Consider the following 13,501-nt stretch of genomic DNA (forward strand, 5'->3'; position numbering starts at 1 on the left):
CCCCCCAACAGTTCTTACACAGGGTGAAATACCCACAGAACCGGCCGAAATACTCAGGGGAGATCCGCGCACGTCGCACGGGTTCCGGCGGGGTCAGCGGGGGCGAGGCCGGCCCGACCGCCAGGGACGCCCGGGGTGGTCCGCTCCCGGCCGTGGTCGCGAGGAGACGACCCGCCGCCGGTGGTGCGGGGCGGGCAGCGCGGGCGCGGGCAGGTCGTGGCGGCCGCAGACGAACTCCTGCACCGCGATCTTCGCCCGGATGACCGGGCGGCGCCAGCGCTCCTCCCGGTGGATCGCCTTGGCCATCAGGCGCGGCCGGGGCCGCCTCGCCCGCTCCGAGTAGCACCAGCGGGCCCAGGGCGAGCCGGGACGGGCCACCCGCACCGCCCCCACGTACAGCAGCGGCGGCACGAACAGTCCCAGCAGGCCGCTCCAGATCTTCCCCTTGAGCAGGGTGATCATGGCGAAGACGAGGTTGACGAAGAGGAACGCCGAAGCCGTCCAGCCGCCTCGGCCGTCCGTGCCGCTCCAGGCGAGCGGCCGCAGCCCGAGCAGCAGCAGGCCGGTGGCCGCGATCGCCACGAAGACCGCGTCCACGGAGGTGCGGCCCTCCTCCTGCCAGTAGACGTCGCGCAGGTGCAGGATCAGTGCGAACTCGTCGAGCACGAGGGCGGCGCCCACGCCGAACACGGCGGCGGAGAAGGCATACCAGCCGGTGGACACGTCCGACAGGACCAGCCCGGCCACCCCGCCGAGCAGCGAGAGCACCACGCCGAACACCACGTGGTGGATGTGCATCTCGCCCACGCTCACGTTGCCGAGCCACCGCACCCGCGCCCTGATCAGCCGTGCGTTCACCCGCGTGAAGACGAACGCCGTGATCAGCGCGACGAAGAAGCAGAACAGCGGCAGACGGTGCACCTCGACGATGCGTTCGTGAAACCAATAGGCCATGAAGCGATCCCCCGGCCTCCGATGCTACGTGGCGGGGGAAGCGGTCAGGCGAGAAAGCCGCGCAGCAGGGCCGCCGTGCCCTCCAGGTGCTCGGCCACCGCCCGTTCGGCGGCCTCGGGGTCACCGTCCACGATCGCGGCGGCGATGGCGGCGTGCTGGACGGCCGCGTGCTCGATGTTGGGCCGCAGCACGGGGATCGCGTTGAGCAGATCGGTCACCCGCAGCCGGGCGTCGGCGCAGGCGGCGGCCAGCAGCGGCGAGCCGCTCAGCTCCGCGATCGCCAGGTGGAACGCGATGTCCATCCGGCGGTAGTCGTCCGGCGCCGCGTCGTTCACCCCGGACAACCGGGCGGCCAGCGTCTCCCGCTGCCGCGGGGTCAGGTCGGCGGTCGCGAGCACCCGGGCCGCCCCGCACTCGACGGCCATCCGGAACGTCAGCGCGTCTTCGAGATCGTCCTCGCCCATGCGGGTGACGGCCCTGCGCAGGTCGCCCTTGCGCGGGCTCGGCGGCCGGTAGACGACGAAGGCCCCGCCGTACCGGCCGCGCCGCACGTCGAGGTAGCCGGCCTCCTGCAGCGCGCGGATCGCCTCGCGCAGCGTGACCCTGCTGATGCCGAGCCGGGTGGCCAGCTCGCGCTCCGGCGGCAGCTTCTCACCGTGCGGGACGACGCCGAGCTTGATGGCCTGCAGCAGGCGCTCGACGGTCTCCTCGAACGCGTTGCCCGCCCGCACCGGCCGCAGCAGCGACACCACGCCGGTGATCCCCACGGTCGCGTCCCGCGACACGGACGCGACCGGAGCCCGGGGGCCGGAGACGGACGCGTCCGCCGGGGTGCTCTCCATGCGCATCGTCCCTCCACCCGTCACCGCGGGTCCCCCGTCTCTGTGACCGAGGGTAAACCCCCCGGACATTGTTGACGACGAGGGGAACATGGTGCTTGCATGCCCTCAATGGTCTGATTCCAGACTTTTGGACGGGAGGCACCGTGCTCAGCGTGGAGCGACTCCGCGATGACGTCGAAGCGGGCCGCGTGGACACGGTCCTGCTCGCGGTCACCGACATGCAGGGGCGGCTGCAGGGCAAGCGGCTGTCGGCGCGGTACTTCCTGGAGGAGGTGCTGGACCACTCCGCGGAGGGCTGCAACTACCTGCTCGCCGTCGACGTCGACATGAACACCGTGGGCGGATACGCCATGTCGTCCTGGGAGCGCGGCTACGGCGACTTCGTCATGCGGCCGGACCTGTCGACGCTGCGCCGCGTGCCCTGGCACGAGGGCACCGTGCTGCTGCTGGCCGACCTCGTGTGGGAGGACGGCGCGGACGTCGTGCCCTCGCCCCGGCAGATCCTGCGCCGCCAGCTCGCCCGGCTCGCCGAACGCGGCTGGACCGCCTACGTCGGCACCGAGCTGGAGTTCGTCGTCTACGACGACAGCTACGAGCAGGCCTGGCAGCGGGGCTACCGCGACCTGACCCCGGCCAACCTCTACAACGTCGACTACTCGCTGCTCGGCACCTCCCGGATCGAGCCGCTGCTGCGCAGGATCAGGCTCGGCATGGAGGGCGCCGGGTTGTACGTCGAGTCCGCCAAGGGCGAGTGCAACCTCGGCCAGCACGAGATCGCCTTCCGGTACGCCGACGCGCTGTCCACCTGCGACAACCACGTGTTCTACAAGAACGGCGCCAAGGAGATCGCCGCCCAGGAGGGCAGGTCGATCACGTTCATGGCCAAGCCGAACCAGCGCGAGGGCAACTCCTGCCACATCCACATCTCGCTGCGCGACGCCGGCGGCACGCCCGTGATGGCGGGCGGCGAGCCGTACGGGCTGTCGGAGACCGGCCGGCGCTTCGTCGCCGGGCAGCTCGCGGCGATGCGGGAGCTGACGCTGCTCTACGCGCCCAACGTCAACTCTTACAAGCGCTTCGTGCCCGGCAGCTTCGCCCCCACCGCCGTCAAGTGGGGCGTGGACAACCGCACCTGCTCGCTGCGGCTGGTCGGCCACGGCCCCTCCCTGCGGATCGAGAACCGGGTGCCGGGCGGCGACGTCAATCCCTACCTCGCGGTCGCGGCCATGATCGCGGCGGGGCTGCGCGGCATCGACGCCGGGCTGGAGCTGGACGAGCCGTTCGGCGGGAACGCCTACGACTCCGGGGCCGAGCGGGTGCCCGCCACGCTCCGCGACGCGCTGACGCTGTGGGAGGGCTCGCCGATCGCCGAGGAGGCGTTCGGCAAGGACGTGGTCGAGCACTACGCCAACAACGCGAGGGTCGAGCTGGCCGCCTTCGACGCGGCGGTCACCGACTGGGAGCTCTATCGGGGGTTCGAACGGCTGTGAAGATAGTCAATCCGGCGACCGAGGACGTGATCGCCGAGGTCGAGATGGCGGACGCCGCGGAGGTGGACCGCGCGGTCGAGCGGGCCGTCCGGGCCTTCCCGGCCTGGCGCGCGGTCGCCCCGGGCGAGCGGGCCCGGCTGCTGCGCCGCTTCGCGCAGGTCGTGGAGGACCACGCGGAGGAGCTGGCGCGGCTGGAGATCACCGGCGCCGGCCACACGGTGGGCAACGCCCGCTGGGAGGCGGGCAACGTCCGCGACGTGCTGAACTTCTACGCGGGCGCGCCCGAGCGCGACCACGGCAGGCAGATCCCGGTGCCCGGCGGGGTGGACGTCACGTTCGCCGAGCCGCTGGGCGTGGTCGGGATCATCGTGCCGTGGAACTTCCCGATGGTCGTCATGACCTGGGGAGCCGCCCCGGCCCTCGCCGCCGGAAACACGGTGATCGTGAAGCCGGCCGAGTGGACCCCGCTGACCGCGCTGCGGCTGGCCGAGCTCGCCCTGGAGGCCGGGCTGCCCGAGGGCGTGCTCCAGGTCGTCCCCGGCGAGGGTGAGGTCGCCGGCGCCCGGCTCGTCGAGCACCCCGACGTGCGGAAGATCGTGTTCACCGGCTCGACCGAGGTCGGGAGACTGATCGGCGCCAAGGCCGCGGAGCAGGTCAAACGGGTGACGCTGGAGCTGGGCGGCAAGAGCGCCAACATCGTCTTCGCCGACGCCGACCTCGACAAGGCCGCGGCCTCGGCGCCCATGGCGGTCTTCGACAACTCCGGCCAGGACTGCTGCGCCCGCTCGCGCATCCTGGTGGAGCGCTCCGTCTACGACGACTTCCTCGTGCGCCTGTCGCAGGCGGTGCGGGAGGTGAAGGTCGGCGACCCGAACGACCCCGCGAGCCAGATGGGCCCGCTGATCAGCGCCGAGCACCGGGAGCGCGTCGCGTCGTTCGTCGACCAGGCCGACGTGTACGCCGCCGGGTCCTGCCCGAGCGGACCCGGCTACTGGTTCCCGCCCACCCTGCTGGCCGGGTCGTCCTCGTCCTCGGAGTCCTTCCGCAGGGCGTTCACCGAGGAGATCTTCGGACCCGTGGTGACCGTCGTGCCGTTCGAGGACGAGGCCGACGCCGTACGGATCGCCAACGACACGGCGTACGGCCTGTCGGGGTCGATCTGGACCCGCGACGTGGGCCGGGCGCTGCGGGTGGCGCGGGCCGTCGAGGCGGGCAACCTGTCGGTCAACTCGCACTCCAGCGTCCGCTACTGGACCCCGTTCGGCGGCTTCAAGCAATCGGGCCTCGGGCGGGAGCTCGGCCCCGACGCCCTGTCGGCCTTCACCGAGACCAAGAACGTCTTCATCTCCACGGAGTAGAACAATGCAGCGTTTGCAGGACCGCGTCGCCGTCATCACCGGGGCGGGCAGCGGCATCGGGCTGGCCACGGCCCACCGGTTCGCCCAGGAGGGCGCCAAGGTCGTGGTGGCCGACCTCGACGAGGAGGCCGGCGCGAAGGCGGCCGGTGAGGTCGGCGGCCTGTTCGTCAAGGCCGACGTGGCGAACGAGGACGACGTGGCCCGGATGTACCGGACCGCGTTCGAGGAGTTCGGCAGCGTCGACATCGCGTTCAACAACGCGGGCATCTCGCCGCCGGACGACGACTCCATCCTGGAGACCGGCATCGACGCCTGGCGCCGGGTGCAGGAGGTCAACCTCACCAGCGTCTACCTGTGCTGCAGGCACGCCATCCCGTACATGCAGCGGCAGGGCAAGGGCTCGATCATCAACACCGCGTCGTTCGTCGCGGTGATGGGCTCGGCCACCTCGCAGATCTCCTACACCGCCTCCAAGGGCGGCGTGCTCGCGATGAGCCGGGAGCTGGGCGTCCAGTTCGCCCGCGAGGGCATCCGGGTCAACGCGCTGTGCCCCGGACCGGTGGACACCCCGCTGCTGCGGGAGCTGTTCGCCAAGGACCCCGAGCGCGCCCAGCGCCGCCTGGTCCACGTGCCGATCGGCCGCTTCGCCCGGGCCGAGGAGATCGCCGCGGCGGTCGCGTTCCTCGCCTCCGACGACGCGTCGTTCATCACCGCCTCGGAGTTCCTGGTCGACGGCGGCATCTCCGGCGCGTACGTCACTCCGCTGTAAGGGGTAAGCCCATGGCTCGTCCCGTGATCGGCGTGACGTGCTACGTCGAGCCGGCGAGGTTCACCGTCTGGGAGATGACGGCGGCGCTGCTGCCGTACATGTACGTCGACCACATCGCGCGGGCGGGCGGCCAGCCGGTCATCCTGCCGCCCGCCGGGGAGCCGGCCGCGCTGGCCGGGCGGCTGGACGGGCTGATCATCGCGGGCGGGGGCGACATCGACCCCGCCCGCTACGGCGCGCCGCCCGCCGAACAGACCGGATATGTCCGGGAGTTCCGCGACGAGGCGGAGTTCGGGCTGATGGAGGCCGCCCTGCGCACCGGCCTGCCGTTCCTCGGCATCTGCCGGGGCCTGCAGGTGCTCAACGTGGCGCTGGGCGGCACCCTCCACCAGCACCTGCCCGACGTGGTCGGGCACACCGCCCACTCCCCCGCCCCCGGGACGTTCGGCCGCCTCCCTGTACGGCTCTCGCCGGGGTTGGCCGAGATCTACGGCGGCGAGGACCTCACCCCCGCCCACTATCACCACCAGGCGATCGACCGCCTGGCCGGCGGGCTGGAGGTCACCGCCCGCTCCGACGACGACACGATCGAGGCCGTCGCGGTCACGGACGCGGCGTTCGCCCTGGCCGTCCAGTGGCACCCGGAGGCCGACGAGGACGGCCCGCTGTTCCACGCCCTGGTCACCGCCGCCGGCCGGCGTCGCCCCGGTCGCGCTTGAGCGGTCCGATCGCGCTTGAGCGGCCCGGCCACCCGCCCGGCGCACCGAGGCCGGGCCCCGCGTGCTCCCGGCCTGCTCCCGCGGCCGGAGGCGGCGCCGCGACGACCCGGTGAGCGCCGGAATCGATCATTGACCATCGCGTAATCGGCGTCGCACTCTCACTCCGCCGGCATGGACAGTCGGCGAGAGCATGATCTGAAACCGATTTCATTTGGGTTATCGGGCGTATCGGCGCGCACGGGGCAGGGCATTGCGGCCGCGAGAGCGGAGTTTATGGGGTTCCGCAGCGGCCGACATAGAAACGGCGTATTTTTGACGAAAGCCGCCGGGGAGAGATATGGTCAAATGGCGATCAAAGCCGCATCGTCGGCGCGTTCACGCTGCTTTCATGCGAGGGGAACCGTGTTTTACGCCGTGCTCGGACCGTTCCTGGCCATGAAACCTTCAGGGGATGTCATCGCCGGGCTCGCTCCGAGGCACCGGCAACTCCTCGCATTGTTCCTGCTCAATCCCAATATCGCGGTTCACCGGGACCGGCTCATCGATCTGTTGTGGAATGGCCGCCCCACTAAATCAGCGCCGCGGAATCTTACCACCTACATCGCACAGGTGCGGCGACGCCTCTCGCCGCGCGACCCCGACATTTCTCCGCTGCACACCCTGGACGGCGGCTACCTTCTTTCCGTCCCGTCGGGATCCGTGGATGCTGCAGTATTCAACCATTTCGCGGAACAGGCCAGAATCGCTCGCGAGAATGGCGATTACCACAATGCGGCGAGGATGTTCGAGAACGCGCTGAGCCTCTGGCGGGGCGACGCCCTGCCCGCGATGCGGCACGTGGACGAGCTGTCCGCCTGGGCCGAACGGCTCGACGAGGACCGGCGCGCGGTGACCGAAGACCTCTTCGACGTACGGCTGGCGCTCGGGCACCATCACGAGATCGTCGGCGGCCTGGCGCAGTGGGCACGGCGCCACCCGCTGCGCGAACGGCCGCACCGGCAGCTCATGCTGGCGCTGCATCGCTCGGGCCGCACCCACGACGCCTCGGCGTCCTATCAGCGACTGCGCCGGACCCTGGTCGACCGCCTCGGCACCGAGCCGTCCCCCGACACCCAGGCCCTCCACCAGCGGATCCTCACCGGCGACGACCTTCCGTCCGCTCTGACGCGTCTGTGCGCGGCGCATCGGCCGTCACGCGAGTGCGATCGCAGGTCGTGACGAGAGCCCCGCGAGGACCGGATACCCCGATCGGGGAAATCGGGGCGAACCTGCCGGTTACGGGGATGGCGGCGAACCACTAGGCTTGCAGGACACCAGTGATCCCGCGCGGGAGAGCGTCCTGGCATCCGGTCAGGGCCCCTGAAGGAGCAAGCCCTCCCCGCGAACCTCTCAAGGCAAAGGACCGTGCGGGCCAGGTGACCTCTGGAAAGAAGGCCGGAAGGCCTCGCCGAAGGTGAAAGTCCGGTAAAGATCGGACGAAGCTCTCAGGCGCCGATGACAGAGGGGGAGGATGCCCGATGTCAAACGCAGCATCCGTCCTTCCGAGGTGCGCATGTCCCGATCCACCCCGCTGCGCGGGGTCCACGAAAGTCTGGGCGCGACCCTGACCGACTTCGCGGGCTGGCAGATGCCCCTGCGTTACGGCAGTGAGTCGGCCGAGCACAACGCGGTGCGCACGGCCGCGGGGCTGTTCGACCTGTCCCACATGGGAGAGATCTTCGTCGTCGGCGCACAGGCGGGCGAGGCGCTCGACCGCGCCCTCGTGGGCCACCTCAGCGTCCTCGCGCCCGGCCGCGCCCGCTACACGATGATCGTGAACGAGACCGGCGGCATCCTCGACGATCTCATCGTCTACCGCCTCGACGAGGACCGGTACATGGTCGTCGCCAACGCCTCCAACTACGCCCTCGTCGCCCGTGAGCTCGCCGACCGCGTCCGCGGCCACGACGCGCGGGTGACCGACCGGTCGGACGAGTACGCGCTGGTCGCCGTGCAGGGCCCGCGCGCCGCCGGGATCCTGGCCGCGCTGACCGACGCCGACCTCGACGATCTGAAGTACTACGCCATCGTCCCCGGCGTCGTCGCGGGCGCGCCCGCCCTGATCGCGCGCACCGGATACACCGGCGAGGACGGCTTCGAGCTCTTCGTGGCGAACGAGCACGCCGTGCCGCTGTGGAACGCCCTCGCCGAGGCGGGCAAGGACGCCGGGCTCGTCCCCGCAGGGCTCTCGGCCCGCGACACGCTGCGCCTGGAAGCCGGCATGCCGCTCTACGGCAACGAGCTGAGCGCCGCGATCACGCCGTTCGACGCCGGCCTCGGCCGGGTCGTCCGCTTCGACAAACCCGGCGACTTCGTGGGCAAGGCCGCCCTCGAACGGGCAGCGGAGAACGGCACCAGGCGGCGCCTGGTCGGGCTCGCCGCGCTCGGCCGCCGCGTGCCCCGCCACGGCTACCCCGTCACCCGGGAGGGCGCCGTCGTCGGCGAGGTGACCAGCGGCGCTCCGTCGCAGTCCCTCGGCCGCCCGATCGCCATGGCGTACGTCGACGAGGGCGCCCTGGACAAGGGTGGCCTGGCCGTGGACATCCGGGGCAGCCAAGAACCGGTCGACGTCGTCGATCTGCCTTTCTACAGGAGGAGCAAGTGAGCACCATTCCGGACGACCTGAGCTACACCAAGGAACACGAGTGGGTGGCCGGGATCGAGGACGGCCTCACCGTGACGGTGGGCATCACCGCGTACGCCGCCGAGCAGCTCGGCGACGTGGTTTTCGTGGAGGTGCACGCGGAGGCCGGCTCGACGGTCGCGGCCGGCGACACGGTCGGCGAGGTGGAGTCCACCAAGTCCGTGAGCGACATCTTCGCGCCGGTCGGCGGTGAGGTCGTCGAGATCAACCCCGCCGTCGTGGACGACCCCTCGCTGGTCAACTCCGACCCGTACGGCGAGGGCTGGCTGTTCCGCGTGCGCGTGGAGCAGGAGCCGGACGACCTGCTGTCGGCCGCGGAGTACACCGCGCTGACCTCCGGCGAGTCCTGACGGCCACCGGAGACGTGTGAAAGGCGACGGTCAATGGCGATCAGCGTCTTCGACCTGTTCAAGGTGGGGATCGGGCCGTCCAGCTCGCACACGGGCGGCCCGATGGCGGCGGCGCACAGGTTCGCCCGCGGGCTGCACCGGGACGGGCTGCTGGAGAAGGTCACCCGGGTCGAGGCCGTCCTGTACGGCTCGCTCGGGCTGACCGGCAAGGGCCACGGCAGTGACAAGGCGGTCCTGCTGGGCCTGTCCGGCGACAAGCCCGAACTGGTCGACGTCGACACCGTCGACGAACGACTGGCGGCGATGCGGGCGAGCGGCACGGTCACCCTGTACGGCGTGCAGGAGATCCCGTTCGTGGTCGGCGAGCACCTCGTCTTCGAGCGCAGGCTGTCGCTCCCCCACCACCCGAACGGCATGCGGTTCACGGCGTACGCCGGCGACGCGGTGCTGCGCGAGAAGGTGTACTACTCGGTCGGCGGCGGCTTCGTGGTGGACGAGAACGCCACCGGCGCCGACCGGATCAAGCCCGATGACACGGCGCTGCCGTACGCCTTCACGACCGCGCACGAACTGCTCGCGCACTGCGCGGAGACCGGCCTGTCGATCTCCGGCCTGATGATGGAGAACGAGAAGGCCTTCGGCCGTACGGAGGAGGAGATCCGGGATCGCCTGCTGCACCTGTGGGCGGTCATGGCCGAGTGCGTACGGCGCGGCACCAGCCGCGAGGGCGTCCTGCCGGGCGGCCTCAAGGTTCGCCGCCGGGCCCACCAGCTGCACCGGCGGCTGCAGGGTGAAACCGACGGGACCGACCCGCTGCGGGCGATGGACTGGGTCACGCTGTTCGCGCTGGCCGTCAACGAGGAGAACGCCGCGGGCGGCCGGATCGTCACCGCGCCGACCAACGGCGCCGCCGGTATCGTCCCGGCCGTTCTGTCGTACTACATGCGTTTCCTCCCGGGTTCCGGTGAGGACGGCGTCGTCCGTTTCCTTCTCACCGCGGGCGCGATCGGCGTGCTGTTCAAGGAGAACGCCTCCATCTCCGGCGCGGAGGTGGGCTGCCAGGGCGAGGTCGGCTCGGCCTGCTCGATGGCGGCGGCGGGCCTCACCGAGGCGCTCGGCGGGACGCCGGAGCAGGTCGAGAACGCCGCCGAGATCGGCATCGAGCACAACCTCGGCCTGACCTGCGACCCGATCGGCGGGCTCGTCCAGATCCCGTGCATCGAGCGCAACGCCGTCGCCTCGATCAAGGCGATCGCCGCCGCCCGCATCGCGCTGCGCGGCGACGGCCGCCACTTCGTGTCGCTGGACAAGGCGATCAAGACGATGCGCGACACCGGCAGGGACATGCTCGACAAATACAAGGAGACCTCGCGCGGCGGCCTCGCCGTCAACGTCATCGAGTGCTGACCCCCCACCCCCGCCGTGATCTTGTAATTTGTCGCAGGCGATGCCCCTCACCTGCACCGGAACCCTTCGTGATCATGCAGAAAATCGGCGAGCACCCACCTCACCTGCCGTGGAACCGTTCGTGATCATGCACGCGGGCAGAACGTCGGCCGGAGCCAATAAGGTGGTGACTTCCCCGGCGAGGAGGAGGGCCGTCACGTGAGGTGGCGCGAGGCGCTGCGCCCGCATCGGGCGTTCCTGGTCGTGCTGGTCGCGGGCGTCGCACTGCGCGCGCTCGCCGTGCTCGGCTACCGGCCCGCGTTGTGGTTCTGGGCCGATTCCTTCGCCTACCTCAGCTCGGCCCTCGACCTGCGGCCGCTGCCCTCGCGGCCGTCCGGCTACTCGCTGTTCCTGGCGGCGCTGAGCCCGCTGGGAAGTATCACCGCCGTCGTGATCGTCCAGCACCTGCTCGGTCTCGGCATGGCCGTCTGCGTCTACGCGGTGCTGCGCCGGCGGACACGGCTGCCGGGCTGGGGAGCGGCGCTGGCGGCGGCGCCGGTGCTGCTCGACGTCCACCAGATCCAGCTCGAACACCTCATCATGGCGGACCTGCTGTTCACCGCACTGGTCGTGGCCGCCGTGACGATCCTGTTGTGGCGCCCTCGCCCGGGCGCGTGGTCCGTCGTCGCGGCGCTGCTGCTGCTCGGATGCGCCACGGTCACCCGCACCCTCGGGCTGCCCCTGATCGCGCTGGCGCTGCTGCCGGTGCTGTTCGCCGGACGCTGGAGGACCGCCCTCGCCGGACTCGCCGCCGCGTCCGCCGTGCTCGGCGGGTACGCCGTCTGGTTCCACGACGCCCACGGGTCGTACGGGATGGGCGGCAGCAGCACGTGGCTGTGGTCGCGCACGATGACCTTCGCCGACTGCTCGGTCATGAAGCCGCCGAAGGAACTGGCGGTGCTGTGCCCGTCGGGGCCCCGGCTCGCCGCGCCCGCCTACATCTGGGCCGCCGACTCGCCCATCCAGCGGGTGAAGAAGGACAAGGACCGGCTGGCGAGCGAGTTCGCCTCGCTGGCGATCCGCAGCCAGCCCCTCGACTTCCTGGCGACCGGGCTGCACGACGCCATGTGGGCGTTCGAATGGGACCGGAAGGTCTACCCCGCCCCGGGTACGCAGAGCGCGTACGTGTTCCCCGCCTCGGTGAAGCCGTTCACCTCCAAGGTGGCCTCCGGCGGCCGTACGGCCGGTGAGCTGACCACCGCCTACCAGGGAAGCTCCGGGGACACGAAGGTGGTCGAGCCGTTCGCGGGATGGCTGCGCGCCTACCAGGAGCAGGGCTTCCTGCGCGGGCCGCTGCTGGCGGCGATCCTGCTGGCCGGGCTCGCCGGGCTGGTGACCAGGCGGTGGTCGGCGCTGCTGCCCTGGGCCGCGGCGGCGGCCCTGCTTCTGCTGCCGCCCCTGATCGCCGCCTTCGACCACCGCTATGTGGTGCCCGTCGTGCCGCTCGCCTGCCTGGCCGCCGGGCTCGCCCTCGGCACGGGCGCGACCGCCGCGCCGTGGCGCGCGGAGGGCAGATCAGGGGACAAATCAGAGGGCAGATCAGGGGGGCGGTCAGGGAGGGGGTCAGGGAGGCGGTCAGCGGCGGCGGACATGCAGGCGAACGACCGCAAGCGCGTCGTCGCGGCCGACCGCGCGGCGAACGCGTGAGATCGCCGACTCGTCCAGCCGCCTGATCACCTGCCGCACGTCGGCCGACCGCCGCAGCGACACCGAAATCCGCACCCTGCCGTCGCGTACGAGCCTGACCGAGATGTGGCCGATCCCGTCGATCCCCTTCAGCGCCACGCCGAGCATGGCGATGCCGGCGCCGGTGCGGCTGCCGACCCGGCCCCAGCCGAGCGCCAGGAAGAGCCAGCGGGTCGCGACCAGCGCGAGCACCATGGCCGCCCCGGCCAGCAGGGGCAGCGCCCACGGCTTCCCGTCGGCCACCCTCCCGTCGGCCACGCTCGCGTCGATCAGGGCCACGCCCGGCCGCCCGCGCACGGCGGTCAGCAGGCCGAGACCCCCCGCGACCAGCGCGAGGCCCACCAGCAGGAGCCCGACGCGGTTTCCCCAACGCGGACGCACCTCAGCCCCCTCTCCTGCGCAGCCGTACGACCACCTCCTGGCGGGACCGGACGCCGAGGCCCGACAGCCGGTCCCCGACCGCCGCGCCGACCTCGCGCAGCAGGGCGCCGGTCGTGTCCGCGTCGGCCACCACGGCGACCTCGATCCGCCTGCGGAGGATGTGGACGCCGGCCCGCCGGACGTGCTCGACCTCACGGGCCGAGGCGGCGAGCGTCCGGCGCAGACCGGCGCGGGTCAGTCCCATCGCGAGCAGCGGATCCCGGCATTCCAGGGGCATGAGCCGGGGACGGCCGGGAACGAGCGCGAGGGCCACCAGTCCCGCCCCGCACACGACCATGCCGATCGCGGCGGCGGGGACGACCGGGTCGCCCGTCGTGAGGTTCAGCAGCCGGGACGGCAGCCGCCAGGGCGGCAGCATGCCAAGCATGACGGCGACGACCACGGCGGTGAGCACCCAGCCGAGCAGGGCGATCACCACGGCGACCATGACAGCGGCCGGAGTCCGGGCCGGCCGCAGGACGCGTACCGCGCTCCGCCGGCCCGCCGCAGCGCCCCTGTCGCCTGTGTCGCCTGTGTCGCTTCCGGCGCCCTCGACATCCGCGCCCCTGGCGCCCTTGCCGCCGCTGCCACCCTTGGTGCCCTTGGCGCCCGAGTCGCTTCCGGCGCCCTGCTCGCTCCTCGCCGACGAACCCGCCAGGATTCCCTGCACGACGCTCATCAGCCGTTCACCCTTCCCGCTCACCGTGCCGGGTCCGCTCGGTAGTCACCTCACCATGGGTACACGGAGCGGTGACGGGACGGGCGGGTCACCCGCCGCCTTGCG

The 13,501-nt window shown here is 71.7% G+C and carries 13 protein-coding genes and 2 riboswitches; of the genes, 9 read left to right on the plus strand and 4 right to left on the minus strand.

All coding sequences use genetic code 11. The features are described from left to right. Positions 1 to 93: 93 nt before the first annotated feature. Positions 94 to 954, minus strand: coding sequence for a hypothetical protein (locus tag ACGFIB_RS27520; protein ID WP_393376030.1), 861 nt, complete (start codon positions 952 to 954; stop codon positions 94 to 96). A gap of 44 nt (positions 955 to 998) precedes the next feature. Next, positions 999 to 1,802: a FadR/GntR family transcriptional regulator gene (locus ACGFIB_RS27525; RefSeq protein ID WP_393376031.1), complete on the minus strand. Its 804-nt coding sequence runs from the start codon at positions 1,800 to 1,802 to the stop codon at positions 999 to 1,001. 146 nt (positions 1,803 to 1,948) lie between these two features. Between ACGFIB_RS27525 and ACGFIB_RS27530 the strand changes: the two genes are divergently transcribed. The 9 genes from ACGFIB_RS27530 (at position 1,949) to ACGFIB_RS27570 (ending at position 12,258) form a co-directional block, all read left to right on the plus strand. After that, complete coding sequence (locus ACGFIB_RS27530; protein ID WP_357244806.1) at positions 1,949 to 3,286, plus strand: glutamine synthetase family protein; 1,338 nt, start codon at positions 1,949 to 1,951, stop codon at positions 3,284 to 3,286. After that, complete coding sequence (locus ACGFIB_RS27535) at positions 3,253 to 4,644, plus strand: aldehyde dehydrogenase family protein (RefSeq protein ID WP_457852314.1); 1,392 nt, start codon at positions 3,253 to 3,255, stop codon at positions 4,642 to 4,644. The genes ACGFIB_RS27530 and ACGFIB_RS27535 overlap by 34 nt, the downstream gene beginning before the upstream one ends. Positions 4,645 to 4,648: 4 nt before the next feature. Next, positions 4,649 to 5,413: a 3-oxoacyl-ACP reductase gene (locus ACGFIB_RS27540; RefSeq protein ID WP_142571466.1), complete on the plus strand. Its 765-nt coding sequence runs from the start codon at positions 4,649 to 4,651 to the stop codon at positions 5,411 to 5,413. An 11-nt stretch (positions 5,414 to 5,424) separates the two neighbouring features. Continuing rightward, positions 5,425 to 6,132, plus strand: a complete 708-nt coding sequence (locus ACGFIB_RS27545) for a gamma-glutamyl-gamma-aminobutyrate hydrolase family protein (protein ID WP_393376033.1) — start codon at positions 5,425 to 5,427, stop codon at positions 6,130 to 6,132. A 345-nt stretch (positions 6,133 to 6,477) separates the two neighbouring features. Further along, the gene (locus tag ACGFIB_RS27550) at positions 6,478 to 7,350 is read left to right on the plus strand and encodes an AfsR/SARP family transcriptional regulator (protein ID WP_393376035.1); all 873 of its coding nucleotides are present in this window, start codon (positions 6,478 to 6,480) and stop codon (positions 7,348 to 7,350) included. 99 nt (positions 7,351 to 7,449) lie between these two features. Continuing rightward, positions 7,450 to 7,547: riboswitch (glycine riboswitch) on the plus strand. Next, a riboswitch (glycine riboswitch) is annotated at positions 7,548 to 7,643 on the plus strand. A 41-nt stretch (positions 7,644 to 7,684) separates the two neighbouring features. After that, complete coding sequence (gcvT, locus tag ACGFIB_RS27555; RefSeq protein ID WP_357244802.1) at positions 7,685 to 8,776, plus strand: glycine cleavage system aminomethyltransferase GcvT; 1,092 nt, start codon at positions 7,685 to 7,687, stop codon at positions 8,774 to 8,776. Continuing rightward, positions 8,773 to 9,165: a glycine cleavage system protein GcvH gene (gene gcvH, locus ACGFIB_RS27560; protein WP_142571470.1), complete on the plus strand. Its 393-nt coding sequence runs from the start codon at positions 8,773 to 8,775 to the stop codon at positions 9,163 to 9,165. Before gcvT ends, gcvH begins: the two co-directional genes overlap by 4 nt. Before the next feature lie 33 nt (positions 9,166 to 9,198). Further along, positions 9,199 to 10,572 carry an L-serine ammonia-lyase gene (locus tag ACGFIB_RS27565; RefSeq protein WP_393376037.1) on the plus strand — a complete coding sequence of 458 codons (1,374 nt, stop codon included), beginning with the start codon at positions 9,199 to 9,201 and terminating at the stop codon, positions 10,570 to 10,572. A 198-nt stretch (positions 10,573 to 10,770) separates the two neighbouring features. Beyond that, positions 10,771 to 12,258 (plus strand): hypothetical protein, encoded by a 1,488-nt coding sequence (locus ACGFIB_RS27570; protein WP_357261440.1) that lies wholly within the window; start codon positions 10,771 to 10,773, stop codon positions 12,256 to 12,258. Here ACGFIB_RS27570 and ACGFIB_RS27575 read toward each other — a convergent pair. Together ACGFIB_RS27575 and ACGFIB_RS27580 are read right to left on the minus strand one after the other, a co-directional pair. Beyond that, positions 12,187 to 12,678 carry a hypothetical protein gene (locus ACGFIB_RS27575; protein ID WP_357261437.1) on the minus strand — a complete coding sequence of 164 codons (492 nt, stop codon included), beginning with the start codon at positions 12,676 to 12,678 and terminating at the stop codon, positions 12,187 to 12,189. The genes ACGFIB_RS27570 and ACGFIB_RS27575 overlap by 72 nt on opposite strands. A gap of 1 nt (position 12,679) precedes the next feature. Next, positions 12,680 to 13,396, minus strand: a complete 717-nt coding sequence (locus ACGFIB_RS27580; protein WP_393376039.1) for a DUF6286 domain-containing protein — start codon at positions 13,394 to 13,396, stop codon at positions 12,680 to 12,682. Between the last annotated feature and the right edge of the window lie 105 nt (positions 13,397 to 13,501).

The sequence above is a fragment of the Microbispora bryophytorum genome, assembly GCF_043197435.1.
Lineage (GTDB): Bacteria > Actinomycetota > Actinomycetes > Streptosporangiales > Streptosporangiaceae > Microbispora > Microbispora bryophytorum.

Coding starts and splice junctions, on each gene's coding strand:
- ACGFIB_RS27520 (WP_393376030.1), bottom strand. CDS start 954: ATGGCCTATTGGTTTCACGAACGCATCGTCGAGGTGCACCGTCTGCCG.
- ACGFIB_RS27525 (WP_393376031.1), bottom strand. CDS start 1,802: ATGCGCATGGAGAGCACCCCGGCGGACGCGTCCGTCTCCGGCCCCCGG.
- ACGFIB_RS27540 (WP_142571466.1), top strand. CDS start 4,649: ATGCAGCGTTTGCAGGACCGCGTCGCCGTCATCACCGGGGCGGGCAGC.
- ACGFIB_RS27545 (WP_393376033.1), top strand. CDS start 5,425: ATGGCTCGTCCCGTGATCGGCGTGACGTGCTACGTCGAGCCGGCGAGG.
- ACGFIB_RS27550 (WP_393376035.1), top strand. CDS start 6,478: ATGGCGATCAAAGCCGCATCGTCGGCGCGTTCACGCTGCTTTCATGCG.
- gcvT (WP_357244802.1), top strand. CDS start 7,685: ATGTCCCGATCCACCCCGCTGCGCGGGGTCCACGAAAGTCTGGGCGCG.
- ACGFIB_RS27565 (WP_393376037.1), top strand. CDS start 9,199: ATGGCGATCAGCGTCTTCGACCTGTTCAAGGTGGGGATCGGGCCGTCC.
- ACGFIB_RS27580 (WP_393376039.1), bottom strand. CDS start 13,396: ATGAGCGTCGTGCAGGGAATCCTGGCGGGTTCGTCGGCGAGGAGCGAG.